Origin of the sequence: Polynucleobacter sp. MWH-Braz-FAM2G (assembly GCF_018687635.1) — a bacterium.
Lineage (GTDB): Bacteria > Pseudomonadota > Gammaproteobacteria > Burkholderiales > Burkholderiaceae > Polynucleobacter.
In genome coordinates, this window is sequence record NZ_CP061300.1 from 1,072,248 (window position 1) to 1,095,776 (window position 23,529).

At 43.3% G+C, this 23,529-nt stretch carries 29 protein-coding genes and 2 tRNA genes; 15 read left to right on the forward strand and 16 right to left on the reverse strand.

Features of this window, described 5'->3' with window-relative positions; all coding sequences use genetic code 11:
- Positions 1 to 37: 37 nt before the first annotated feature.
- From FD973_RS05615 to mltG, 5 genes are read right to left on the reverse strand one after another with little or no spacing between them, the layout of a single operon-like run.
- Positions 38 to 745 (reverse strand): ankyrin repeat domain-containing protein, encoded by a 708-nt coding sequence (locus tag FD973_RS05615; RefSeq protein ID WP_251368852.1) that lies wholly within the window; start codon positions 743 to 745, stop codon positions 38 to 40.
- Positions 742 to 1,533: a TatD family hydrolase gene (locus FD973_RS05620; RefSeq protein ID WP_215324625.1), complete on the reverse strand. Its 792-nt coding sequence runs from the start codon at positions 1,531 to 1,533 to the stop codon at positions 742 to 744. Before FD973_RS05620 ends, FD973_RS05615 begins: the two co-directional genes overlap by 4 nt.
- 31 nt (positions 1,534 to 1,564) lie before the next feature.
- On the reverse strand, positions 1,565 to 2,710 hold the full coding sequence (locus FD973_RS05625; RefSeq protein WP_251368853.1) for a DNA polymerase III subunit delta': 1,146 nt from the start codon (positions 2,708 to 2,710) through the stop codon (positions 1,565 to 1,567).
- Complete coding sequence (tmk, locus tag FD973_RS05630; protein ID WP_215324626.1) at positions 2,711 to 3,349, reverse strand: dTMP kinase; 639 nt, start codon at positions 3,347 to 3,349, stop codon at positions 2,711 to 2,713.
- A 12-nt stretch (positions 3,350 to 3,361) separates the two neighbouring features.
- A complete protein-coding gene (mltG, locus tag FD973_RS05635) occupies positions 3,362 to 4,435 on the reverse strand; it encodes an endolytic transglycosylase MltG (protein ID WP_215324627.1) in 1,074 nt (357 codons plus the stop codon).
- Between the two features lie 20 nt (positions 4,436 to 4,455).
- Between mltG and FD973_RS05640 the strand changes: the two genes are divergently transcribed.
- Together FD973_RS05640 and FD973_RS05645 are read left to right on the forward strand one after the other, a co-directional pair.
- The gene (locus tag FD973_RS05640; protein ID WP_215324628.1) at positions 4,456 to 5,463 is read left to right on the forward strand and encodes a folate-binding protein YgfZ; all 1,008 of its coding nucleotides are present in this window, start codon (positions 4,456 to 4,458) and stop codon (positions 5,461 to 5,463) included.
- Between the two features lie 9 nt (positions 5,464 to 5,472).
- Positions 5,473 to 6,330 (forward strand): NRDE family protein, encoded by an 858-nt coding sequence (locus tag FD973_RS05645; RefSeq protein WP_215324629.1) that lies wholly within the window; start codon positions 5,473 to 5,475, stop codon positions 6,328 to 6,330.
- 5 nt (positions 6,331 to 6,335) lie between these two features.
- Here the strand turns inward: FD973_RS05645 and FD973_RS05650 are convergent, their stop codons facing one another.
- A complete protein-coding gene (locus tag FD973_RS05650; protein WP_215324630.1) occupies positions 6,336 to 6,815 on the reverse strand; it encodes a PaaI family thioesterase in 480 nt (159 codons plus the stop codon).
- 55 nt (positions 6,816 to 6,870) lie between these two features.
- On the opposite strand from FD973_RS05650, the gene FD973_RS05655 reads away from it, so the two are divergent.
- Genes FD973_RS05655 through FD973_RS05675 form a run of 5 tightly spaced genes read left to right on the forward strand, consistent with a single transcriptional unit; the run spans position 6,871 to position 10,484 of the window.
- Complete coding sequence (locus FD973_RS05655) at positions 6,871 to 8,334, forward strand: YdiU family protein (protein ID WP_215324631.1); 1,464 nt, start codon at positions 6,871 to 6,873, stop codon at positions 8,332 to 8,334.
- A 39-nt stretch (positions 8,335 to 8,373) separates the two neighbouring features.
- Positions 8,374 to 8,787, forward strand: a complete 414-nt coding sequence (gene msrB, locus FD973_RS05660; protein WP_215324632.1) for a peptide-methionine (R)-S-oxide reductase MsrB — start codon at positions 8,374 to 8,376, stop codon at positions 8,785 to 8,787.
- A gap of 22 nt (positions 8,788 to 8,809) precedes the next feature.
- Positions 8,810 to 9,358 (forward strand): septation protein A, encoded by a 549-nt coding sequence (locus FD973_RS05665; protein ID WP_215324633.1) that lies wholly within the window; start codon positions 8,810 to 8,812, stop codon positions 9,356 to 9,358.
- Entirely contained in the window at positions 9,355 to 9,639 is a 285-nt protein-coding gene (locus tag FD973_RS05670; RefSeq protein ID WP_215324634.1) for a BolA family protein, read from the forward strand. Before FD973_RS05665 ends, FD973_RS05670 begins: the two co-directional genes overlap by 4 nt.
- A 53-nt stretch (positions 9,640 to 9,692) precedes the next feature.
- Positions 9,693 to 10,484 (forward strand): peptidylprolyl isomerase, encoded by a 792-nt coding sequence (locus FD973_RS05675; protein ID WP_215324728.1) that lies wholly within the window; start codon positions 9,693 to 9,695, stop codon positions 10,482 to 10,484.
- Positions 10,485 to 10,491: 7 nt separating this feature from the next.
- Here the strand turns inward: FD973_RS05675 and FD973_RS05680 are convergent, their stop codons facing one another.
- From FD973_RS05680 to FD973_RS05695, 4 genes are all read right to left on the reverse strand, one after another.
- Positions 10,492 to 11,649 (reverse strand): MFS transporter, encoded by a 1,158-nt coding sequence (locus FD973_RS05680; protein WP_215324635.1) that lies wholly within the window; start codon positions 11,647 to 11,649, stop codon positions 10,492 to 10,494.
- A gap of 13 nt (positions 11,650 to 11,662) precedes the next feature.
- Complete coding sequence (gene aroC / locus FD973_RS05685; RefSeq protein ID WP_215324636.1) at positions 11,663 to 12,778, reverse strand: chorismate synthase; 1,116 nt, start codon at positions 12,776 to 12,778, stop codon at positions 11,663 to 11,665.
- A 43-nt stretch (positions 12,779 to 12,821) separates the two neighbouring features.
- Positions 12,822 to 13,277 (reverse strand): CBS domain-containing protein, encoded by a 456-nt coding sequence (locus FD973_RS05690; protein ID WP_215324637.1) that lies wholly within the window; start codon positions 13,275 to 13,277, stop codon positions 12,822 to 12,824.
- Between the two features lie 79 nt (positions 13,278 to 13,356).
- The gene (locus FD973_RS05695; protein ID WP_215324638.1) at positions 13,357 to 14,205 is read right to left on the reverse strand and encodes a YhjD/YihY/BrkB family envelope integrity protein; all 849 of its coding nucleotides are present in this window, start codon (positions 14,203 to 14,205) and stop codon (positions 13,357 to 13,359) included.
- A 22-nt stretch (positions 14,206 to 14,227) separates the two neighbouring features.
- Between FD973_RS05695 and wrbA the strand changes: the two genes are divergently transcribed.
- The 6 genes from wrbA (at position 14,228) to ppk2 (ending at position 18,298) form a co-directional block, all read left to right on the forward strand.
- A complete protein-coding gene (gene wrbA / locus FD973_RS05700; RefSeq protein ID WP_215322383.1) occupies positions 14,228 to 14,836 on the forward strand; it encodes an NAD(P)H:quinone oxidoreductase in 609 nt (202 codons plus the stop codon).
- A 15-nt stretch (positions 14,837 to 14,851) separates the two neighbouring features.
- Positions 14,852 to 15,241, forward strand: coding sequence for a DUF2069 domain-containing protein (locus FD973_RS05705; RefSeq protein WP_215324729.1), 390 nt, complete (start codon positions 14,852 to 14,854; stop codon positions 15,239 to 15,241).
- Entirely contained in the window at positions 15,238 to 16,656 is a 1,419-nt protein-coding gene (locus FD973_RS05710; RefSeq protein ID WP_215322384.1) for an FAD-binding oxidoreductase, read from the forward strand. Before FD973_RS05705 ends, FD973_RS05710 begins: the two co-directional genes overlap by 4 nt.
- Before the next feature lie 99 nt (positions 16,657 to 16,755).
- Complete coding sequence (locus FD973_RS05715) at positions 16,756 to 16,941, forward strand: hypothetical protein (RefSeq protein WP_015420997.1); 186 nt, start codon at positions 16,756 to 16,758, stop codon at positions 16,939 to 16,941.
- A gap of 360 nt (positions 16,942 to 17,301) precedes the next feature.
- Positions 17,302 to 17,523: a hypothetical protein gene (locus tag FD973_RS05720; RefSeq protein ID WP_215322385.1), complete on the forward strand. Its 222-nt coding sequence runs from the start codon at positions 17,302 to 17,304 to the stop codon at positions 17,521 to 17,523.
- On the forward strand, positions 17,516 to 18,298 hold the full coding sequence (ppk2, locus tag FD973_RS05725; protein ID WP_215322386.1) for a polyphosphate kinase 2: 783 nt from the start codon (positions 17,516 to 17,518) through the stop codon (positions 18,296 to 18,298). The genes FD973_RS05720 and ppk2 overlap by 8 nt, the downstream gene beginning before the upstream one ends.
- Before the next feature lie 2 nt (positions 18,299 to 18,300).
- Here ppk2 and FD973_RS05730 read toward each other — a convergent pair whose 3' ends face one another.
- The 6 genes from FD973_RS05730 to FD973_RS05755 all read right to left on the reverse strand — a co-directional run bounded on the left by FD973_RS05730 (position 18,301) and on the right by FD973_RS05755 (position 20,941).
- Positions 18,301 to 19,197, reverse strand: a complete 897-nt coding sequence (locus FD973_RS05730; protein WP_215322387.1) for an alpha/beta fold hydrolase — start codon at positions 19,195 to 19,197, stop codon at positions 18,301 to 18,303.
- Between the two features lie 58 nt (positions 19,198 to 19,255).
- Positions 19,256 to 19,519 (reverse strand): EF-hand domain-containing protein, encoded by a 264-nt coding sequence (locus FD973_RS11055; RefSeq protein ID WP_251368726.1) that lies wholly within the window; start codon positions 19,517 to 19,519, stop codon positions 19,256 to 19,258.
- Between the two features lie 9 nt (positions 19,520 to 19,528).
- Positions 19,529 to 20,212, reverse strand: a complete 684-nt coding sequence (locus FD973_RS05740; protein ID WP_215322388.1) for a DUF3313 domain-containing protein — start codon at positions 20,210 to 20,212, stop codon at positions 19,529 to 19,531.
- Positions 20,213 to 20,283: 71 nt separating this feature from the next.
- Positions 20,284 to 20,691, reverse strand: a complete 408-nt coding sequence (locus FD973_RS05745) for a hypothetical protein (protein ID WP_215322389.1) — start codon at positions 20,689 to 20,691, stop codon at positions 20,284 to 20,286.
- A gap of 53 nt (positions 20,692 to 20,744) precedes the next feature.
- Positions 20,745 to 20,821: transfer RNA gene (locus FD973_RS05750), tRNA-Arg, on the reverse strand.
- Between the two features lie 43 nt (positions 20,822 to 20,864).
- Positions 20,865 to 20,941 (reverse strand) — tRNA-Pro (locus FD973_RS05755).
- A gap of 60 nt (positions 20,942 to 21,001) precedes the next feature.
- On the opposite strand from FD973_RS05755, the gene FD973_RS05760 reads away from it, so the two are divergent.
- Positions 21,002 to 21,370 (forward strand): hypothetical protein, encoded by a 369-nt coding sequence (locus FD973_RS05760; protein WP_215322390.1) that lies wholly within the window; start codon positions 21,002 to 21,004, stop codon positions 21,368 to 21,370.
- 129 nt (positions 21,371 to 21,499) lie between these two features.
- Complete coding sequence (locus FD973_RS05765; protein ID WP_215322391.1) at positions 21,500 to 23,527, forward strand: TonB-dependent receptor; 2,028 nt, start codon at positions 21,500 to 21,502, stop codon at positions 23,525 to 23,527.
- The last annotated feature ends 2 nt before the right edge of the window (positions 23,528 to 23,529 follow it).

Sequence of the window (23,529 nt, forward strand, 5' to 3'; positions counted from 1 at the left end):
TATTTGACATAATAATGATTATACGCAAATAAGCTTATCAGGACTTAGGCTGGCCAAGACCCTTGGGACCGACATAGTCTTGTTTATAAAGCTTTCGCCAGCGTGAACTTAAGCCCTCTGCGATCCAAGGTTTCTCATAAATAACAGCAATATCGATCGCAGTAAATCCATTTGCATTGCGAAGCTGAAGATCTGCGCCTTTATCGAGTAACAACTTTATTAGTTCTTCATTGCCAGATTGAACTGCCATCATCAATGGTGTTGTATTTCCAGGACTTTGAGAATCAACAATTGCACCATTAGCCAGCAGATATTTGGCAACCTCAAGCTGACCCTTGGTGCATGCGTAATGCAATGGTGTCCAGCCAATATGATCAATTTTTGCCTTTCTTTGCTCTACAAGTCTCTTTACAACAGGTAAATTACCTTCAATTGAGGCGATCATCAGAGGCGTTTCACCATATTTATTCGATAAATCAACATCGGTGGCTTTATTGGCAATCAGAAAGGCAATTACATCTGTAGATTGATCCTTAATAGCTAAATTGAGCATTGGATTGCCTTTTGGATCAACTGTATTTGGGCTAACACCCTTGGAAACCAATTCCTTTACTGTGGATATATCGTTAAATTTAGCTGCCTTAGTAAAGTCAGTAATCTGATCTTCTGTTTGAGCAAAGCAGGCATTCCTCAGCAAAACTAAGCCAATAAAAAGAAAGATAGAATAATTAAATTTGATTCTCAAGAGTGATTTATATCTATTTGAAAACATTGATAAAAATTATTTGAAGTATGCATGGCGAGCGCCTCTATGGAGACATTCTTTAAATCTGCAACAAATTCACCGACTTTAGATACCCAAGCAGGTTCATTCGTCTTACCGCGGAAAGGAATTGGAGCCAGATAAGGCGAATCCGTTTCTATCAACATCCTGTCTAGAGGCACTTTTTTGCATGTATCTTGGAGATCCTTGGCGCTTTTGAACGTCACGATTCCGGAGAAAGAGATGTAAAAACCCATATCCATTGCTGCTTTTGCGACCTCATAAGACTCGGTAAAGCAGTGCATTACCCCGCCAATCGTATGAGCACCCTCCTCTTTGAGGATTTTGATGGTATCTTCAGAAGCAGAGCGAGTATGGATGATTAAAGGCTTTTTTGAGGCGATTGCCGCTCTAATATGCGTCCTAAAACGTTCGCGCTGCCACTCCATGGATTCATAGCTGCGATCTCCCATTCGATAGTAATCAAGACCTGTTTCACCGATTGCTACGATTTTGGGATGCTGGCGGGCTGTTTCCACTAAGAAGTCAAATGAAGGCTCTGGAGTTTCTTCATAGTCTGGGTGCACACCGACCGATGCATAGAGATTGGCATGGTCTTGGGCCAGCTTTAAAACATTGGGAAAGTCTGGTAAATCCACTGAAACACACAAGGCATGACTTACTTTGGCTTGCTGCATATTTTCCAAAACCTCGGGAAGACGGGATTGGAATTCTGGAAAGTCGAGATGGCAATGGGAGTCTATGAACATCACCCACTATTTTAGTCTGCCTTGAGTCTTCTTAATCCTTAAAGATCAGCTGATATTGAGAAAGGAGGGCTTCAAGTTGAATCCTGTTGGCCAATGGATGATTTTCATGGCGACGGGCTTTGGATAGGGATTGCCAAAATTGGAGCAATTTTTGCTCTCTAGCCATATTGGCAAGACCTTGTATCGTTGAAAGGTGCTTAGGGAAATAACGAGGCCCGCCACCCTGCTTTACGGATTGCATGTCCGAAATCCAGCGTTGCATGCTTGCTAATAAAAACCCATAACGTGCCTTATGAATTTTTTCAGCTGTTTCAAGCCAATTGACCCTCTCCCCCTGAGCCATAGACTGCAATAAAAGACGTGAAGCCAATATAGAGATGGTTAATTCATCTTTATCATCTTTATTATGTCGCGCGATTAATAAATCAAGTACTGAAAAAGGTGCCCCACCCTGTTCGTCATAAATAGCTTCAGCATCGGTTGCGCTAATAGTCATCCCATTCATTTTGGCCAATTGCTCTCTTAACCAAGCCAATCCTTGATCGCGATTTGGTCGAGGAGCAGTTAAAAGTCTGCAGCGCGATCTGATTGTGGGTAAAACACGATCGACTCGATCCGCTATCAAAATGAAAATAGTATTCGCTGGCGGTTCTTCTAGAGACTTTAATAGTGTGTTGGCAGAGTCTGGACGCAGCATTTCAAGTGGATATATGAGGATCACGCGATTGCCACCCCTATGAGATCCAATCGAAAGACTTTCTATTGCTTGCCTTGTTTCTTCAATTGAAATATTTTTCTTTTCTTTTTTCTCACCAGATTCGCTATCGCCATCATCTAGAGCAGACTTACCTCTTTTTGGGGAATCATCACCCTGATAATCGGCATGAGGCAAAAGCTTTCGATGCGTTTCTGGAACAAGAGCAATAAAGTCGGGATGGTTTCCGGAACTAAACCAGTGACAGGCTTCACATTGATTGCAGGGTCTTAGGTCGGCATTGGAATTCTCACAGAGGAGTGCTTTAGCCAATTCAACTGAGAAAGCAAATTTGCCAATACCCGATTGACCGTGCAACAAAATAGCATTGGGGAAGTTATGAAAATCCAAACTTTTCCATAATGGTTCAAGCCAGGGGGCTATTCGAGCTCCTTGATGTACATCGAGCATAGCTTGAGTCACTTAAATATTGATCTCAATGGATTTCAAACCGTTCCAAATGGCTTCGGGGGTTTGCGTGGCATCGACTAAATGGAAACGACTAGGATCTTCTTTGGCTCGACGCAAGTACTCTTGACGAACTCTTTCAAAAAAATCTAAATCCAACTTTTCAAATTTATCTGGTGCCCGAACTTTGGAGCGTCGAGTTTCTGCAACTTCACCTGGCAAATCAAACAAGATTGTGAGATTGGGTTGCAATATAGAGCCATCCGCGCGTCCTTGAACCCAACGCTCTAAAGCATCTAATTTATGCAAACTTAACCCTCTACCCCCACCTTGATAGGCAAAACTAGCGTCTGTAAAACGGTCAGATATAACGATGTTGCCAGCCTCAAGTGCAGGGTTTATTACTTGCGCAACGTGCTCTTTGCGAGCAGCAAACATTAACAATGCCTCGGTCTCTAGGTTCATTGGCTCATCTAAAAGTAGTTTGCGTAATTGCTCTCCTAATGTTGTCCCGCCAGGCTCACGAGTCATTACGACTTCTCGATTTGGGAAGCGCTCTTGCATGAGCGACCGAAATGCATCTATGTGTGTGCTTTTACCAGCCCCATCGATTCCTTCGAAGCTAATGAAATATCCCGAATGTGCTGAGCTCATATACAAATAAAATTAATTGGAGGACTTACTAGGGTTAATCTTACGTTGATATCGATCTACGGCAGATTCATGCTCTTTTAAGGTCTCAGAAAAGTGACTATTCCCATCCCCTTTTGCTACAAAAAATATAGCATTACTCTTGGCAGGGTGCGCTGCAGCCAAGATTGACTCCTTGCTAGGCATTGCTATTGGGGTGGGAGGTAAACCTTTATGCATATACGTATTGTAGGCAGTGTCTTTGCGCAGATCTGCTTTCCTTAAATTTCCATCAAATTTGGGGCCTATTCCATAGATAACAGTAGGATCAGTTTGTAGTGGCATTCCCTTATTGAGGCGATTGATAAAGACCGCTGAAATCATGTCTCGATCACTAAGTCTGCCCGTTTCCTTTTCAATAATGGACGCCAAAATTAAGAGCTCATAAGGTGTTTTTATAGGCAAACCCGACTGTCTTTGTTCCCAGCTTTGTTCTATCTGTTTTTGCATTCCAAGGGAAGCTCTTCGATAGATATCTAAATCTAGTTCATCTGGATCGAATACATAGGTTTCAGGAAGAAAAATTCCTTCATCGCTGGGATAGTTTAATTTCAGGAGACTTAACAGCTCCTTGTTACTCATGCCTCTTGTCTGATGAGTAAGATCTGGATGCGAGTCTATAAGCGCCCTAAGTTGCCAAATTGTCATCCCTGGAATAATGGAGATGCTTTCTTTAATTCGATCGCCACGCGCGATTTGTAATAGAACTTTGCCAAGGCTGGCCCCATTTGAAAATAAATAAGTTCCTGGTTTTAGTTTTGAAGCGACAAAAAGACTTCGAGCTCCAATTTGTAGCGTCAACGAATTAACAAATAAACCCTGTTGGCGCAGTTGCTCAGCTATGCTTGAAAGGCTTGAGTGTGGTGCAATCTTCGCTTTATAAGCAGACCCACCTTCAATATTGGATCGATTGGGTACCGCTGGCAATAAAAAAATACCGCCATATATAAACCCAAATATTGAAATGAAAGAGATAAGCCAGTACTTGAATCTCCCACTTTTAGGTAGTTTCTTAACAAAAAGTGTTCTTCCCTGATTTTTTTTGCTCATCAGGCTATGATAAAAGGGTCATGACTAAAGCCCATCAAATATTGCAAAACAGCATGAATAACCCTACTCCACTACCCTGCCATTTGGATCAATGGGGTGTTATTGCGGTAGAAGGTTCAGATGCTGCAAGTTTTTTACAAAGTCAATTAACCAATTCTGTATTGGGACTTAACGTTACCTTAATTGGCAAGCAGGCCTTTGGTTTCTCTGCCACTCGTCTGATCGGTTATTGCAACCCTAAAGGAAGATTGCTAGCAAGCGCGTGGTTAGGTCTATTTTCATCAGGCAGTGATGGTAATGACCGTTTTATTTTATTTCTTTCAAAAGATATCGCCGCAAGTACTGCTAAACGCTTATCTATGTATGTCTTGCGCTCAAAAGTTAAGGTCACAGATCTTTCTAATGAATGGGTTGTTCAGGGCTTATATGGATCAGATGCGCAAATCGCTGGTATTGAAGTAAATGCCAATGACATCGCTTTGCGTTTGCCTGATGTTTTGGTGAGTGAGCAATCTGTTGCACGCCTTCTAATTGCAGGACCGAAAGAAAGTCTAGACAAAGAGCAAGATTCAGGCGAGCGCCTGATCGTGTTGAATGCATTAGAAGTGTTGAGTGCGATTCCACGTATTGTTTTAGCAACTCAAGAGCAGTTTGTGCCTCAAATGATTAATTTTGAATCCGTTGCAGGCATTGATTTTAAAAAGGGTTGCTATCCAGGACAGGAAATCGTTGCGCGCAGTCAGTATCGTGGCGCAATTAAGAGAAGGCTACAGCTAGCCCATGTAGATGGCATTTCTCAGAATGACAGCCCATGCGTACCAGGGGTTGAACTATTTCATGACAAAGATCCAAGCCAGCCGGCTGGAATGGTTGTTTTGGCAGCACAATCTCCCGAAGACCAAACTCGCATAGACATGCAAATTGAATGTAAGTTAGAGGCTCTAGAGAATGGAGAAATTCATCTTGGTAGCGCAACGGGTCCTGTGTTAAAAATAGACGTATTGCCCTACCCTTTATTAGAGATTTAATACTTTCTTATGTGCCTCATCTTATTCGCATGGAATTCGCACCCTGACTACTCTTTAGTGGTAGCGGCGAATCGTGACGAGTTTTATGAGCGTGATACAGAGGGTGTTACTTGGTGGACGGAGCATCCTAATATTTTGGCCGGAAGAGATCGAGCTGATGTATTAGGAAGTCCAGGTACTTGGCTTGGGTTTACTAAAACAGGTAAGTTTGCCGCCTTAACAAATGTTCGTGCGCCTAGTGAAAAAAATCCGGATGCAAGAACTCGGGGTGAGCTATCTTTGATGTACTTGACCAGCAAAGATAGTCCTGCTGAATTTATACAAAGTAATGCAAAACGCTTTCAACAGTACAACGGTTTTAATTTGCTTATGGCAAATCTGAGTGATCCTGCAAATGCTGAAATGCATTGGGTAAGCAATCGTATGTTGATGGGGCAAAATCTTCGCCCACGCAAGGTATTTCCACCACAAGCTCTTGAGCCTGGGGTTTATGGCCTATCTAATGCCATGCTCGATACTCCATGGCCAAAGGTAAATCATCGAGTCGCAGCCTTTGCACAGGCATTGGCTATGGATCATGGGCAACTAAATAATTCAGATCAGTACTTAAAACTTCTCTCTGATACACATCATGCAAGTGATCATGAATTACCCAATACTGGTGTTAGCAAAGATTGGGAGAAAGCGCTCTCCCCAGCTTTTGTTAAAACACCCAATTATGGAACACGCTCAAGCACCGTTCTCAGAGTACGAAAAGACGGTCAATTTGAATTAGTTGAGCGTCGCTTTGATGCCTCTGGAACGGTTGGTCATGATGTTATTACTGGCGCACTAAGCTCCGCATCAGACTCTAATTTGTCGGTCTAGAAACCCTATAGTCGACCATCGTCGTTTATAACCCGCTCGCCATCCGCATTGCGAGTGGCTAAACGCTTTATATATTTGAATGTGCCTGTGGCCATACAGCAAATCTCACCTTGATCGTTGTATAGCTTTGCCTCACAAAATGCCATCGTGGCTGTTCTACGCACCGTGTCAGCCTTCACCCTAAGCACCCCAGTTGCAGCTTGCATGAAATTATTTTTCATCTCAATAGTCACTACACTACGATCACCAGGATCGCCAGAGCGTGCTGCCACGGCCATGGCTACATCCATCAGCGTTAAAAGAACGCCACCATGGGCCACCTCCCATGTATTGTTGTGCTCTGGTTTTAGGGCAAGCAAAATCTCACCCCTTCCCATTTCTGCACTTAGACAACGAACCCCAAGAAGCTTTAAAAAGGGAACATTGAGCTCCTCACCAAGATTGGCTAGTTGAGTCTGAGGATTGATTTGCACTTGTTTATTCATGGGGTAATTTTAGAGGGATGTACGAAATTTTGGAAATACTCCTAGAATAGACTTCATGGCTTTTACTTTAAGTGGCGATGATGTTTGCCAAACCACCCTGCCGACCCCGATTCCTGATCCGTATTGGGTTGCATTTTCACCATCAGCAGCCAAATTAGCCAATATTCCCCTTGATGTTAATTCTTTGCCTGTTGACCAATCTTGGCTACAGGTTTTAGGGGGTAATGAGTTAAGCACCACCAATCATCAATTCTCAAATCCAATTGCCACCGTCTATAGCGGCCATCAGTTTGGGGTTTGGGCCGGACAACTCGGTGATGGTCGCGCCATTTTGCTGGGCGAGATTGACGGGCAAGAATTACAGTTAAAAGGTGCTGGCAAAACTCGATTTTCACGCATGGGTGATGGTCGCGCTGTTCTCAGATCGTCTATTAGAGAGTTTCTCTGTAGTGAGGCGATGCATTCATTGGGAATTCCAACTACAAGAGCATTGTCGGTTGTTGGTTCTGATTTACCAGTTCGGAGGGAGGCAGTAGAGACTGCCGCAGTATGCGCTCGACTAGCTCCAAGTTTTATCCGAATCGGACATTTTGAGCATTTTGCTTCCTTACAAAATATTGAACGCTTGAAAGAGCTTGCTGATTCACTGATAGAGCAGCATTATCCCAACTGTCTTCAAGCTAAAAATCCATACCTTGTTTTGTTTAAGGCAATTTCTGAGCGCAATGCAAAATTAGTTGCGCAATGGCAATCGATTGGATTCTGTCATGGAGTGCTCAATAGCGACAATATCAGCGCACTTGGCTTAACAATTGACTATGGCCCTTTTGGCTTTCTAGATCGATTTCAAATTGATCATATCTGCAATCATAGTGATCAAGGAGGTAGGTATGCCTACCATCGACAACCACAGATCATGCATTGGAATATGGCATGTCTTGCTAGCGCGATGATTCCATTAGTTGAGATCCATTCTGGGGATGATTCGCAGAACCTTTTACGCGCTGCTCTTGAAGACTTTCCAGTAATTTATGCTCAAGCTTGGCAAGACCTATTTAGAAAAAAGCTGGGGCTCTTTACTTCTCAAGAGGGTGATATCGCCCTGCTCGAAAGGCTGCTGCAGTCTATGCACGATTCAAAGGTTGATTTCACGAACTTCTTTCGAGGTCTTGGAAGTTTGCGCGCAACTACCTCTCTGTCACAGATCTCCCTCAGAGATGATTTTATAAATCGAGAGGAAATTGATAAGTGGTTTAACGATTACATTGAGCGCTTAAAAAATGAATCGAGCGATGATCGTCAACGCCAAGAAATGATGAATCAGATCAACCCAAAATACATCCTACGAAATCATTTGGCACAAGTTGCGATTGAAAAGGCCCAGAAAAAAGACTTTACTGAGATAAGCAAGCTTCTCAATATATTAAGCAGGCCTTATGAAGAACAGAGTGAAAATGAATCCTATGCATTAACCCCACCCATTAATTTTCCCTCCGTAGAAGTTAGCTGCTCTTCATAACTTTCCAATACAAACAAGCAATATGTACTCAGAGACCCTATGAAAAAAACTGACCAAGAATATAAACAAATCCTAAATGATATTGAGTATCGCGTTACCCGCGAAGCTGCTACCGAGCGGCCATTTTCTGGCAAGTACTGGGATCATTGGGATCAAGGTAGATACAAGTGCATTTGTTGTGATACCCCCCTCTTTTTATCAGAAACAAAATTTGATGCTGGTTGCGGTTGGCCTAGCTATAGTGCCCCAGAAGTTCCATCCTCAATAAAAGAGATTCGCGATACCAGTCATGGCATGATCCGTACCGAAGTTCGTTGTGCTCACTGTGATGCTCATTTAGGGCATGTATTTGACGATGGACCGCTACCAACTGGGCTTCGGTATTGCATTAACTCTGCTTCATTGACTTTTGAGCCTAGTCAAAACGCGACCCCAATAAAAGATGTCGAATAAAGAATTGCAGGATAATTCATAAATGAAATTTCTATTTGATCTTTTCCCCATCATCTTATTCTTTATCGCCTTTAAATTTGGTGATATTTATACCGCCACCATTGTCGCGATGGTTGCAACAATAGGCCAAATTTTATGGGTCTACTATCGCCATCGAAAAATAGATGCGATGCAATGGGTAAGCCTAGTAATGATTCTTGTCTTTGGTAGCTTGACTATATTTTTGCATGACAAAACATTTATTCAGCTTAAACCTACTGCGCTTTATTGGTTGTTTTCAGGCGCTCTATTTATTAGCGCTCAGTTCTTCCAAAAAAACTGGATTCAAGTCTTAATGGGTAAGCAAGTCACGCTCAAGGCGAATTCTGCTCACTCAGTTTGGCATCGTTTGAATATGGCGTGGGCCATTTTCTTCTTCATTATGGGAGCACTAAATCTGTATATTGCTTTTGAATACTCAGAAGAAACATGGGTCAACTTTAAATTGTTTGGTAGCACCGGCCTGCTATTAGTTTTTGTGATTATTCAGGGTGTTTGGCTTGCACGTCATATGGAGCATCCAAGCGAATGAATGTAAATGAATTACGCATTGCAGAGTTTGATCGCGACCTAAGAAAAGCATTTCAAGTTCAGCGCCTGAAAATTGAAGATGAAAGCCATCTTCATGCTGGGCATGCCGGAGCTGCAAGTGGAGGCGGTCACTTTAGGCTAGAAATTATCGCTCCAGAATTTAAGGGTTTAAACCTAGTAGCTCGCCATCGAGCGATTTACTCAGCTCTAGAACGCCATATCCCCAAAGAGATTCATGCTCTAACGATTTCTGCCCTTTCACCTGAAGAGGTCTGTAGTTAAAGCTCCCTTAAAATAGACTTATCTTTTTTATATTTAATTATTCAATTCCTATGATGAACTCAAGACAACTTTTTCCCCTTGGCCTTTTGGTTGCCACCCTTTTATCAGGGCATGTACTCGCTCAAAATGCGGTCATTGTGAATGGAAAGTCTATTCCTAAAGCGCAATTAGATAAGTTAGTGCAACGCTCTGGTCAGCCTGACAATCCGCAGGTGCGCGATCAGGCACGTGAAATGCTGGTAACGAAGGAATTAATCTTGCAAGAAGCGGACAAACGTGGCGTTATCCAAAAAGAAATTGTGCGTGAACAGTTGGAGCAAGCGCGTATGGGGGTTTTAGTTGCCGCCGTCTTTGAGGACTTTGTTGAGAAGGAAGGTATTGCTGAAGCAGATCTTCAGGCTGCATATGAGTCAGTTAAGGCGCAGTTTACAGGTAAGGAATATCACGTTGAGCATATATTGGTAGAAAAGGAAGCTGATGCGAAGGCTATCATCGCCCAACTTAAAGCAGGTGCTAATTTTGAAGAAATTGCAAAAGCAAAGTCGCTTGACCCTGGTTCAGCCAAAAATGGTGGTGATCTTGGCTGGGTAACAGAAAAAGCATTGGTTCCTGAATTTTCAAAAGCGATGGTTCAACTTAAAAATGGTCAGATTACTGATAAACCAGTCAAATCTCAATTTGGTTGGCACATTATCAAGATGATAGATTCACGTGATGTGAAGGCGCCAAGTATGGAAGAAATGAAAGATCAATTGAAGCAGATGATCATATCTGACAAAAACTGGCAAAAAGCAAAGTTCTCAGAAATGATGCAAAAGCTTCGTGCTAAGGCAAAAATTCAATAACTAAGCTCTACCTGGCAGGATAACGGCGCGGCCTCAATTTCTGAATAGCCATACCTGCCAGTCCGCATGCAAATGCGGACATTACAAAGACATCTCTGGGTTGAGAAGCTTCCCAGATCCATCCGGCAACCAAGCCTCCTAAAGTCCCTCCAAGCCCATAAGAAACAGTTGCCATAAGGGCTTGGCCTCTGGCCTGTACAGGTCCAGTAAACCATCGTTGCAATAACTTATTGGCAGCGCTATGGTGGGCAGCAAATGTACCTGCATGCATTAACTGCGCCACAATTAACACTGATGTGATCGGCATAAAGGCAATCAATACAAAACGGATTACTCCAATCCCAAATGTCGCCTGCAAAATCACTTCTGCATCGAGCCTGCTCATGACCTTGCTCTGAAAATAGAAGAAGACTACTTCTGCAAACACTCCTAGAGCCCAAAACAGTCCAATTTGAAATTTATCGTAACCTAAGCCAGCCAAATACAAAGAATAAAAAACATATAAAGAAGCATGCGCAAAGATCATAAAAAAGCCTGAAACCAAGAACCAGCGAACATCAGGATTAAATAAAACAACTAATAACTCCCCTTTGATCATTTTGCGACGTTCCATTTTGGGTTCGCGCAAAGAAAAGGTAATAAGCGCTAATAAACCCAAAACTACCGTGCCTACTATCGGATAGAGTTCAATAGTCTTGCGCTGAAATAACTCACCCGCAAGCAGGACCATTGCAATAAAACCAATAGACCCCCAAAGACGGAGGCGCCCATAACGTTTATCAAAAGAATTATCTTTATATAGGGCATGAATGGTTGCCGATTCACCAAGAGGCATTAAGCTACTAAGAATGGTATGCAGAACAAACATCCATATAAAAAAGCCGATGTAGCTCTGCAAAAAGTAGATACATAAAAAAATGATTGCAGCTAGGCACGCACAAAATCGAATAATGCCAATACGATTAGAAAGATAGTCTGAGAGCCACCCCCAAGAGAAGGGTCCAACTATACGAGTAATTTGTAGCATCGACATGAGCGCTGCGATTTCAATGACGCTAAATCCGCGATCTAAGAAAAAAAGACTTGCATATGGAGACACAAGTCCAACATAAGCAAAATATAAAAAGAAAAAGGACCCGAAGGCCCAGCGTAGTGAAGGCGTCATCTAATAATCTAAATTAATCGCGGTAAGAGCCTGGCTGAGATGCTGGAATATTGGCCGTGGGTGTAGATACGTCAGCGCACTGAGCACGATGACGCAAGGCGTGATCCATTAAAACGAGCGCCAGCATTGCCTCTGCTATTGGTGTTGCTCGAATACCAACGCATGGGTCATGCCGCCCTTTCGTTTGAACTGTTATTGGCTTTCCGTCCAGATCTACAGACTGCTTGGGGCTCATAATGCTAGAGGTGGGCTTAATGGCGATCGAAACACGTAAATCTTGACCGCTACTAATGCCACCCAAGGTTCCACCAGAATTATTGGATGCAAATCCATCGGGATGAATTTCATCACCATGTTCGCTGCCACGTTGAGAAACTGATTTAAAGCCCGCACCAATTTCAACGCCCTTTACGGCATTGATACCCATCATGGCATGAGCAATATCGGCATCTAACTTGTCAAACAATGGCTCGCCTAGCCCAGCAGGAACATTGCGAGCACGTACCTCTATGCGAGCACCACAAGAGTCCCCTGCCTTACGCAATTCATCCATGTAAGACTCAAGCTGAGGAATGATTTCGGCGTTAGCAGCAAAAAAAGGATTATTACCAATATGGGCAGCATCCTTGAACGGAATTTCTATTTCGCCTAGTTGGCTCATATAGCCATAAAACTCAGTGCCATATTTTTCATGTAGCCACTTCTTAGCAATCGCTGCCGCTGCCACAACAGGAGCAGTTAAGCGTGCAGATGAACGACCTCCCCCACGAGGATCTCGGATGCCGTATTTATATTGATAGGCATAATCAGCGTGACCCGGGCGAAACGTTTGCAGAATACCCCCATAGTCTTGACTTCGCTGATCGGTATTTCGTATTAATAACGCTATGGGCGTTCCTGTAGTTTTGCCTTCGAAAACACCAGAGAGAATTTCGACCTTATCTTCTTCTTTGCGTTGAGTGACATGGCGCGAAGTGCCTGGTTTGCGGCGATCCAAATCAAATTGAATATCGGATTCAGACAAACTCATGCCCGGCGGGCAACCGTCAACAATAGCCCCAATCGCTGGACCGTGGGATTCGCCAAAGGTAGTAACAGTAAAGAGAAGGCCTAAAGTATTTCCTGACATACCTACATTATGTCATTTGTGGGAAAAATACAGCTAGAAGAGCTTAAGAGGCAGCTTTTTCAGTATCCTCTGGCCAATCTCTAATATAGGCTTTGAGCATCGTATTCTCAAAGTCTTGGGCTTCAACAACGGATTTAGCCACGTCGTAGAAAGAGATCACACCCATCAACATTTTTTGATCAATCACAGGCAAATAACGAGCATGATCTACCAGCATCATGCGTCGAACTTCATCAATTTCGGTTTCCATATTGCAAGTTAGCGGTTTTTGATTCATGACTGATCTGACTTGAAGACCTTCAAGCTTGCCATGATGTTTTGCTAGGGCGGCAATCACTTCGCGGAAAGTTAGGATGCCCACCAGCTTGTCATACTCCATGACTACCAAAGAACCAATATCGTGCTCGCTCATGACTAGCACTGCTGTTTGCAGAGCGGTATCTGGTGCTACTGTAAAAAGGGTGCTCCCTTTAACGCGTAAGATGTCACGAACTTTCATTTGGTCTCCGAAAAACAAAGCATTTATGTTATCAATATAGACTTAAGACCTCTTTGAATCAAGGCTTTAGAGGCAACTTTTAGTAACGAATAACCCTAATGAGGCCATTCCGAATGTCTGGCAAGTTGGCCACTAGGACAGCGCCAGCCAGGGTAATCCACCACGTCAAATAGATCCAAATAAGACCCAATGGAAAGATGGCAAAGGCTCCATAAACCGTTTTATAGAAGGCGGTATGGCTCAGAAAAATAGCAAAACCGAACTTCATGAGTTCGAAGGTAAGCGCTGAAAATAAAGCACCTGTAAATGCATCTGCCCAGGAAACTTTGGCGTAAGGCAGGATTTTATAAACAACCGCATAAACGGCAATTGCAAGCAATATTGGCGCAAATGTTGCCACTAAACGAAAGCCCAGGGAAACAGCCTTGATCCACCCTTCCGAAGCGCTAAATAAAACGCCGCTCAAATAGATGCCGATACCTAGAAGCAAGGGTCCCAAAAAGGTGGCGGCCCCATAAATAAGAATCTTTTTAAAAACTGGCCTCTTTAGCTCTACCTTGAAAATATGATTAAACGCATCTTCAATGACGGCCAATGTCATGACGGTGGTGACTAACAGACCAAGCAAACCCAAATAAGTAAGGCCACGAGCCTGAGAAGAAAACTGATCCAAATAGATAAAGACCTGCTGATTCAGTCCACCAGGCATATAAGTTTCTAACAACCAGCTCCTAAAAGCATTCTTTACTTGAATGACGCTAGGAAGATAGCCAATCAGAATGGTCGCAATAGTGACCATTGGTATCAGGGATAAAGTAGTCGTAAAAGAGAGGCTTGCGGCAATTTGCTTCAAATTTTGGCCGCGATTACGCTCCCAGATCTCTTTACCCAGAGAGAGCCATAATTGAGGATTACGAATAATGCGCATCGCCTTATCATAAGAGATGAATATGAGCCAACACGATATTTTAGTTTTGTACTACTCCCGTTATGGTGCCACCAAGGATTTGGCTCGACTTATTGCCGAAGGAATCGAGAGTGTTCCGGGCGTAAATGCCCGTCTTCGGACTGTTCCCGCTGTATCGACAGTTTGCGAAGCTACTGAAGCGTCAGTCCCTAAAGATGGTGCACCATATGTTGAATATTTGGATTTGCAAGAATGTATTGGCCTTGCTTTAGGATCGCCTACGCGTTTTGGCAATATGGCTGCCCCAATGAAATACTTCTGGGATGGTAGTTCATCGGAGTGGATGAATGGCGCCCTGATAGGTAAACCAGCGTGTGTTTTTACCAGTACCGGCAGCATGCATGGCGGCCAAGAAAGCACTCTTTTAACCATGATGATCCCCCTCTTTCATCACGGCATGATGCTACTTGGCATTCCTTATAGCGAACCAGATTTAATGTCTTCCAGTACCGGTGGAAGCCCATATGGCGTAACACATCTTGCTCATGCAGATGGACGAGCTCCTATTAGCCCTGAAGAGCAACGTCTAGCTAAGGCTCAAGGCAAAAGATTGGCTGAGACTGCTTTAAAGCTTCAAATGAATAAGGGCTAGCATTATCAGTGCATGATGATGAATAAAATTCTTGAAAAAAATCCCTATCAACTTTTGGCCACAGCGGCATTCATAGATTTATTTATTCTCTGTGTTTGCTGGGAGTGGTTTATCTCCCCCCTTAGGCCAGGAGGTTCTTGGTTAATCTTAAAAGGTGTACCGCTACTATTTGCCATTCCAGGGATATGGAAAGGCAAGGTTTACACAATGCAGTGGGCATCCATGCTGATACTGCTATACGTTACAGAAGGCTTAGTTCGTATATTAGAAACAGGCGCTAATTTTTGGCTTGCTCTTCTTGAAACTGCCTTTGCGACTATTGGGTTTATCTGTTTATTAATGTATTTGAAGCCGATTAAAAAAGAAGCAAAACTTTTAAAGAAACAGCGCGAATCCGAGCAATGATCGAATCATTCTTTAAAGGCTTAAAAGATATCCTTGATCAGAAATATATTCTGGTTGAAGAAATTGATAAGGCACCATACCTTACTGATTGGCGCAAGCGTTTCACTGGTAAAGCCCAAGCAGTAGTGCTTCCAGGCAGTAGCGATGAAGTTGCTCGAATCGTAAAACTTTGTGCTTCAAACAATATTTCTATCGTGCCTCAGGGTGGCCATACTGGCTTTTGTGGTGGCGCCACTCCAGATGGTAGTGGCAATCAAATCATCATGAACTTTAAGCGCATGAATCAGATTCGTGAAATTGATATTGCCAACCAAACTATCACGCTTGAGGCGGGTTGTATTTTACAAGCCATACAAGAAAAAGCGGCTTCAAATGGTTTTCTATTTCCCCTTAGTCTTGGTGCTGAGGGTAGTTGCATGATTGGTGGCAATTTGTCCACCAATGCAGGTGGAACAAATGTCCTACGTTATGGCAATGCTCGTGACCTATGTTTAGGCCTTGAGGTGGTAACTGCCTCGGGTGAAATTTGGGATGGCATGAAGGGCTTGCGCAAAGACAATACCGGCTATGACTTAAGGGATTTATTTATTGGATCCGAAGGCACTCTTGGAATCATCACTGCAGCGGTTATGAAGCTGTATCCCCTACCCATTTCTCAATGGACTACGTTAGTTGCCGTCGAGAATATTGTCTCTTCGATAGCGCTTCTGAATCTATTTCAAAAAAGAGCCACTTCCCTACTAACGGGCTTTGAGATGATGACGAAAGAATCATTGGATCTCAATGAAAAACACTTCCCTCAAATGGCGAATCCGCTTCAAGGTAAACCGCCATATACGGTATTGATTGAGCTGTCCGATTACGAAAGTGAGGCGCATGTAAGGCAGTTATTGGAGTCTATTCTGGAGGAGGCTTTTGAGTCTGATCTGATTAGTGATGCTGTGATCGCAAGCAATTTAAGTCAAGCAAATGCATTTTGGCAAATGCGGGAGCACATTACCCTTGCTCAAGCTGAAGAAGGTGCAAATCTAAAGCACGACATCACCATTCCCCTTTCTTCGCTAGATTCATTTATTAGTGAAACAGATAAATTGATGAGAACAAAATTCCCAGGCGTCAGGATCATCAATTTTGGCCATCTGGGCGATGGGAACCTGCATTACAACATTGCCCCACCCTTGGGCATGGATCCAAAAATCTTCAATGAAACCCATGAAAAGCCGATTCATGAGCTTGTTTATGAGCAGGTTGAGCGGTGCAAGGGCTCTATTTCGGCAGAACATGGGGTTGGACAGCTCAAATTGGAGGGCTTAAGGGCTCATAAGGGCGCTGTTGCGCACGATCTCATGAAGACCCTAAAACGGGCTCTAGACCCTCAAAACATCCTTAATCCCAATAAAGTGGTCTCTATTTAGGCAAATGATCACTTTTTTCTAAAAATTTAGCAAATATTTTGTAATTCATGTCATCTCGACCTCTTTTCCATGCGTTACATGGTCATGGAGGTAGCAAATATGTCAACAAGACTTAAACGTTGGGCCCGTGCAATTCAACAGATCGACTTGTCCAAACGGACGCCTGAAGTCGCTATTGGGTACTTAGATAGCAAATATCGAGATATTGCTTGGCGTTATATTCGCATCCTAGGCTTTGAGCGCACTATCAGCTTCATGGCTAGCAACAACTTTCATCCGGAATAATATAAATACACCCTAAGTAATTGATTTACTTGGGGTTTTATTTTAGATTAGTAGTTTGCTTAAAAAATCAAGCAAAATCATCATTCCTTTTGAATGAGTTTCAAGCCTCATTCATTTGGTCTTGAGTTTGTAAAGTAATTAACTCCATCCAGACCTTCACCGCTTTTCAGCAAACTCCGCAAGAAGGTAAATCTATTCCTTTATTGCTATTGAATGCTAGCTCTTTGGTCATTCAACAGACTCAATTGCTTCAAAGTATTAAAGAAATATCTTCCCAAAGTGTCATAAACACTTGTATCAGATGCTATTAAATCGTAGGATCAAAAGGTTGAAATCAAATTAAATAAACAAGGAATCGTCATGAGCCAAAAGAAAAATATTAAAGAGCTATTTAAGAAGTTGGACAAGCTCGAAGCAGATAGAGAAAAGCTCATTGATAAGCTCACAAAAGCTTTAGAGAAGTTAGAAAAGAAACAGGCCGCCAAAAAAGCTCCTGCAAAAAAGGTGCCTGCAAAAAGAGTAACAGCTAAGAAGACGGCTGCAAAAAAGACCACCACACCTCCTTCCGTAAATAATGGGTAAAAAGGTTAAAGCAAAGGAACACGAGAGGGAATACGAGGACGAGCTCAGACTACTGCAGATTGAACTCGTTAAGCTTCAGCGCCAGATTATTGCCGGTAATCTGCGCCTCTTGGTTATCTTGGAGGGTCGTGATACTGCTGGAAAAGACGGCACTATTAAACGCATCGTAGAGCACCTTAGCCCTCGAGAAACGCGTGTTGTCGCTTTAGGCAAGCCCTCATCACGCGAAGAAGGCGAATGGTATTTTCAGCGCTACGTTGCCGAATTACCATCCTCTGGAGAGTTTGCAATATTCAATCGTAGTTGGTACAACCGCGCTGGCGTTGAAAAGGTAATGGGTTTCTGTACGCAAGCTCAATACAAGCAGTTCATGGATTCAGTAAATGAGTTTGAGTCTTTATTGGTTGATTCTGGTATTCAGATTTTGAAGTACTACCTTGATATCGACAAAAAAGAACAAGCGGAGCGTCTAGAAAGCCGAAAAACTGATCCTCTAAAGCAGTGGAAGATTAGTCCTATCGATCAGCAAGCCCAAAAATATTGGAAGGCATACAGCATTGCTCGCAATGCAATGCTATTAAAGACTAGTACAAGCTCCGCCCCCTGGACAGTGATTAATGCGAATAATAAAAAGTTAACTCACATCAATTTAATTCAAGATTTATTGTCTCGCGTAAGTTATCCAGGTAAAGATAAAAAACTATTAAAGACTCAACCAGACATAGTCATGCCATGTCCACCATTAGGTAAAAAGATCCCTAAATTGGCGCCCTAGTTTTAGACTCTAAAGAACTCCAATACTTCTTTTAGCAACTCTTGAGGCTGCTCTTCGGGAATGTAGTGACCGCAAGAAAGAGCTCTGCCTGAAACCTCTTGTGCAACTACTCGCCAATCATTCAACGGCTTAAAGCATTTATTCACTAGACCGTGCTCTCCCCACAAAACATGCAGAGGCATTGGTAATTGCTTCCCCGCCGTCCTATCAGCGCGGTCATGAACCAAATCAATCGTAGCAGCAGCACGATAGTCTTCACACATGGCGTGCATGGATTGTGGGTTGCTCACACCTGCTAAATATTCAGCCCATCTCTCTGCAGAAAATATTTCAGTGCCAGCATGGCGACCCATATGATTTTTAAGCCAATATTCTGGATTTGCACCAATCATGGTTTCAGGAACAGGTTCTGGTTGAATCAAGAAGAACCAATGCCAGTAACCTTTTGCAAATTCCATGGTGGTGTTGTCATACATGGTTAAGGTTGGAGATATGTCCAAAACCATTAAGCGCAAAACACTTTCTGGAAAATCCATAGCCAGTCGATGAGATACTCTGCCTCCCCGATCATGCCCAAGCAAGAAAAATTGTTGATGTCCTAAAGATTGCATTAATGCGTGCTGGTCTGCCGCCATAGATCTTTTTGAGTAGCTTGAATGGTCAGCCTTTCCATGGGGCTTTGATGATGCGCCATAGCCACGAAGATCAGAAGCTACTACTGTAAATTTTTTCGCCAATTCAGGAGCAATATGCTGCCAAATTGCCTTGGTCTGTGGAAACCCATGGAGCAACAATAAGGCCGGTCCTGATCCACCAACTAAACATGCAATTTCTATGGAACCGTCAGGAGAATCAACAGTAATCTTTTTTTCTTCAAATCCAGGAAAGATGATTGACATACAAGTTCCAAAAAAAGAGTCTCCATGGAGACTCTGTGTTGTTGTAAGTTATGAATGGTTATCGGTTAGCCATTGCCTGAATTTCAGCAACAGTTACATAACCCTTGTTACCAGTATCAATCGCGCTAAAGTGATCATAAATACGAGGCATGCATCCTTTAGCCTCGGCTTGCGTTAACTTGCCATCGTGATTGATATCGCATTTAGTGAATCGTTCAACTATCTGCTGATTTCGTGATGCCTCATCAGCAAAAGCAGTCAATGGAGCAATAAGCAGAAAAAAAGATACCGCTAAATAGCTAAACAGGTTGCATGCCCTCATGTTATTTGCTTATTTGCCAGTAGGTGTTGGATTTGCTGATGTTTCCATAGCAACTCGCACCACTTTTTTAGCCATGGCAATAAAAGAGTCTGCCGATCCCGATGCCGTTCTAAATGACTCACCTTGCACCGTTACCAAACCTTCGCCTAAGAGCTGTTTTGACTGGCTGTCCGTGATCTTGCTTTCAACCAATAAAGCTGGCGTTTTTGAATTAACGCCACCAGCATAGGCTGCAGCATTCATAGCCAAACCAATCGGGGTGAAATTCCATGGCTGCAAGCTATCAGCCGAGCTTTCTGCGCCAGTAATACCTACAGATATGCGAGCTACGCCAGGACCTGGCTGTGTAACGATACGAATGTTGCCACGGCTGTTAACTGCCTCAACCATTGAAGCCTGTAATGCTGCCTTGGCCTTGTTGATTACATCAGCGCTAACCTCTTTGGTGGCATTTTGATTCAAATAGATTGGATCCAAGATCACAGCACTATAGTTTCCAGGATTAACTCCAGAGATGCGATATCTCCACACGCGTGTATCAGATTCATTAGTGGCAATAGGAATCAAAAGATTGTAGTCAGGCAAGAAACCAGACCTTGGCATTGATTGAGTGGCTAATTTTGGTGCATTGCTACACGCAGCCAAAATAAGCGCTGTTGTGATGAAGGCAAATACTAAGGTAATTTTTTTCACTTACATTCCGATCTGGAGTTGGTTAATTGGCTATGGCTTGATACAGATAAATCATCATACTTATTTTGAAATTAATCTGCCGCAGGACAAGGTAGAGTTCCACCAGTCTTCTTGTGAATCTGAGGTTTGCATTCTGGGGTAATTGTGGAAACTGGAGCCGCGCTTGATGAGCTACTTGAGCCTACTCTTGCTTCTGCTTGGTTCGAGCTTGAGGCTACCCCACTAGGCGATTGAGTGGATGCTGAGGTCGGAGTAGATGAAGCATTAGTGCCAGCGGCATTTGTTTTAGCTGGCGCCAGTCCAACTGATGCATAAAAAGCCTTGTCGGATCCTGGACATGGCATTAAGGCGCCTGTTTTCGGATTTACAACATCCTTACATTGAGGATTTGCCTCAAGACGAGCTTCTAGCTTAGCAGTAGAGCAAGCGGAAATCACTGAGATAGCAGCAATCAGAAAAAATGGCTTAAAAGTAATCATCAAATCATTCTAAGGCAAAGCTTTATATGAATGTTGATCAAAACTTGGAAGGGTGGCCTGCCCAGCAGGAGTCGAACCTGCGACCTACGGCTTAGAAGGCCGTTGCTCTATCCAGCTGAGCTATGGGCAGATAAACGCTGGGTATTTAAATATCTAGAACTAAATAGAGAAAGTGGTCGGAGTACAAGGATTCGAACCTTGGACCCCCTGCTCCCAAAGCAGGTGCGCTACCAGGCTGCGCTACACTCCGACGGAATCGATATTCTACACCGAGAGCGCTATTGCAGGCAAATCCTGTAAGATTCGGGTCATGGTTGCCTATTTTTCCAGCAAATATACAAAGCAGTTTCAGTCTGCGTTAGCAGCTTTTTTGCTTATATTTTGTCTGCTTGGCACTCACTGGATTGGGCTTTCCCATAGCATTTCTCATGCTAACCCTCAAAGCCAGTCCATAGAAAAATATACAGCAGCTACTCCAGACAAAAGTTTCAATCACAGCTCTGATGCATGTCATTTATTAGACTCGTTGACATTGGCTGGATGCCTGCCAAGCGCACCTTACAGTCTCACCAATTTACATATTCAAGCGCTTGGAAAATTTTTTAATGCGCTTCAATTATTGCGTCAAGATAGTCTTGCGTTTTATCAGTCGCAAGCACCCCCTACTTTCATTCTTTAAAACTTTTGCGCATTAGCGCTTCCTCGTTTTAATTAATCGTCATCATTGTGACGAATTTGGATGAATATGAATTTCCGGTTTTACTCTACTCAAAATCCTTTTCTTGGGCTGCTAGTGTTTTTATTAGCCATGTCTTCTGCTCAAGCGCAGAGTCAGGCTCAAGCTTTACCAGAACTAGAAGTTACTGCTGTCCGAGAAGACGGGCAAGGATTTTTATCTCCCACCAAAGTTCTTGCTGGAGATGAACTTCAAAACAAGCTTTCCGGAACTCTGGGAGCAACATTGGCAAATGAACTGGGCGTCTCAGCGACTGGTTATGGCGCAGGTTCCTCCAGACCCGTTATTCGTGGCTTAGAGGGTGCGCGCGTCCAAATATTGCAGAATGGATTGTCAGTGGGAGATGTTTCCAGCATCTCACCTGACCATGCTGTAGCAAGTCCGATGCAAAATACCCATCAGATTGAAATCTTAAGAGGCGCCTCTGCCCTCCTGTATGGCTCTGGCTCTAGCGGTGGATTAGTCAATGTGGTGAATGATCGAATAGTTACAAGCAAGCTCGAAGAAGCCTCTGGAGCTATCAATACCAGTTATGAAACCGTGAACCAAGGAAAGACCGCCAACATTGAGCTAGATGCACCTGCGGGACCCTTAGCACTTCACTTTGATTCAGCGATTAGCAACTCCAACAACTATCGCATTCCAGGTTACGCCGAACAAGGTGGTCCCAATGCCAATTGGTCTATTAACCCTAGTGAGCCAGTCAATATTCCCTATAGCGGCAAACTTCCTTTTTCATTTAGCAATCAGAATAGCTTGGGCTTAGGCGCTAGTTATGTGCGTACCGATGGGTATACCGGCATTTCTCTTGAGCGTATGAACCATAACTATGGCATTCCTACTTCTGAGGGTGGATTTATTCAGCAATCACAAAATCGTTATGACTTCGCCCATCAAACGAATGATCCCTTTGATGGCTTTTCTTCAGTCAAAATTAGTGCTGCTAATACCAATTATCAACATACTGAATTTACAAATAATGGAGTAGCTTCAACCCAGTGGAACAATACCGCTACCGAAGCACGTGTTGAATTGGCGCATAAAGAGTTGCTTGGCTCAAAAGGTATATTTGGACTGCAAGTAACTGGGTCGACACTAAATGCCACCGACCTATCCACCAATAGTTATGCGATTGTTCCGCAAACGAAATCGAATTCAAGCGCTCTCTTTTGGGTTGAGGAAGGTCGTTATGGGCCTGTAAAAACCAGCCTCGGCGCTCGTTACAACTACGTTACCCAGAACCCCAATTCTGGAACGCAGTTCCCCAGCGTTGACAGCCAGCAATTTGTGCCAACCTCATATGCGCCACCCGGCTTGCAAAGTCGTCAATTTAATTTGATGTCATATTCAGTTGGTGGATTGCTTGATATCGCTAAGGGCTACGGTCTTGGGTTGATCTATACCGTATCGCAAAGAGCGCCATCAGCACAAGAGCTTTACTCTTACGGACCACATGACTCAACAGCCACTTTTGATATTGGCAACTCCAATTTGAGCACGGAAACTTCTCATAATCTTGAGCTGAGTTTTCAGAAAACTATGGGCTTAATTCGCAGCAAAGCTAGCATTTATCAAAACCAATTTAGTAACTACATTTATGGTTACTACACGGGCGCTTATAGTCAAGCCAATCAAAACTTTTCAGTTGTACAAGCATCACAAGCAAATGCTGCAATTCGAGGTATTGAGGCGGATGTGAGCTACAACTGGAATCAAACTGGATTAGGTGGCCGAATTTTTGGTGACGCCTCTCAAGGTACATTTAATGCCGGTGGCAACCTTCCTCTTCAGCCAGCCCCACGCTTAGGCGCTGAATTTACATACCAACATAATGGTTGGTTAACGGGTGCCACTTATGTTTATAGTTTTCAGCAAAATAAACTCGCCAGCTGGGAAATCGGACCAACGCCCAGCTACAACCTCTTAAATGCCAATCTCTCCTATACCGAGCGAATAGGTAAAGTGAATTGGACAGGTTATCTCACGCTGAAAAATTTGCTAAACGAAGAGATTCGTTATGCGACCTCTCCGATGGCTGTAAGACTCTATGCGCCTCAACCAGGAAGAAGTCTTTTGGTGGGTATAAGAGCTGCCTTCTAATC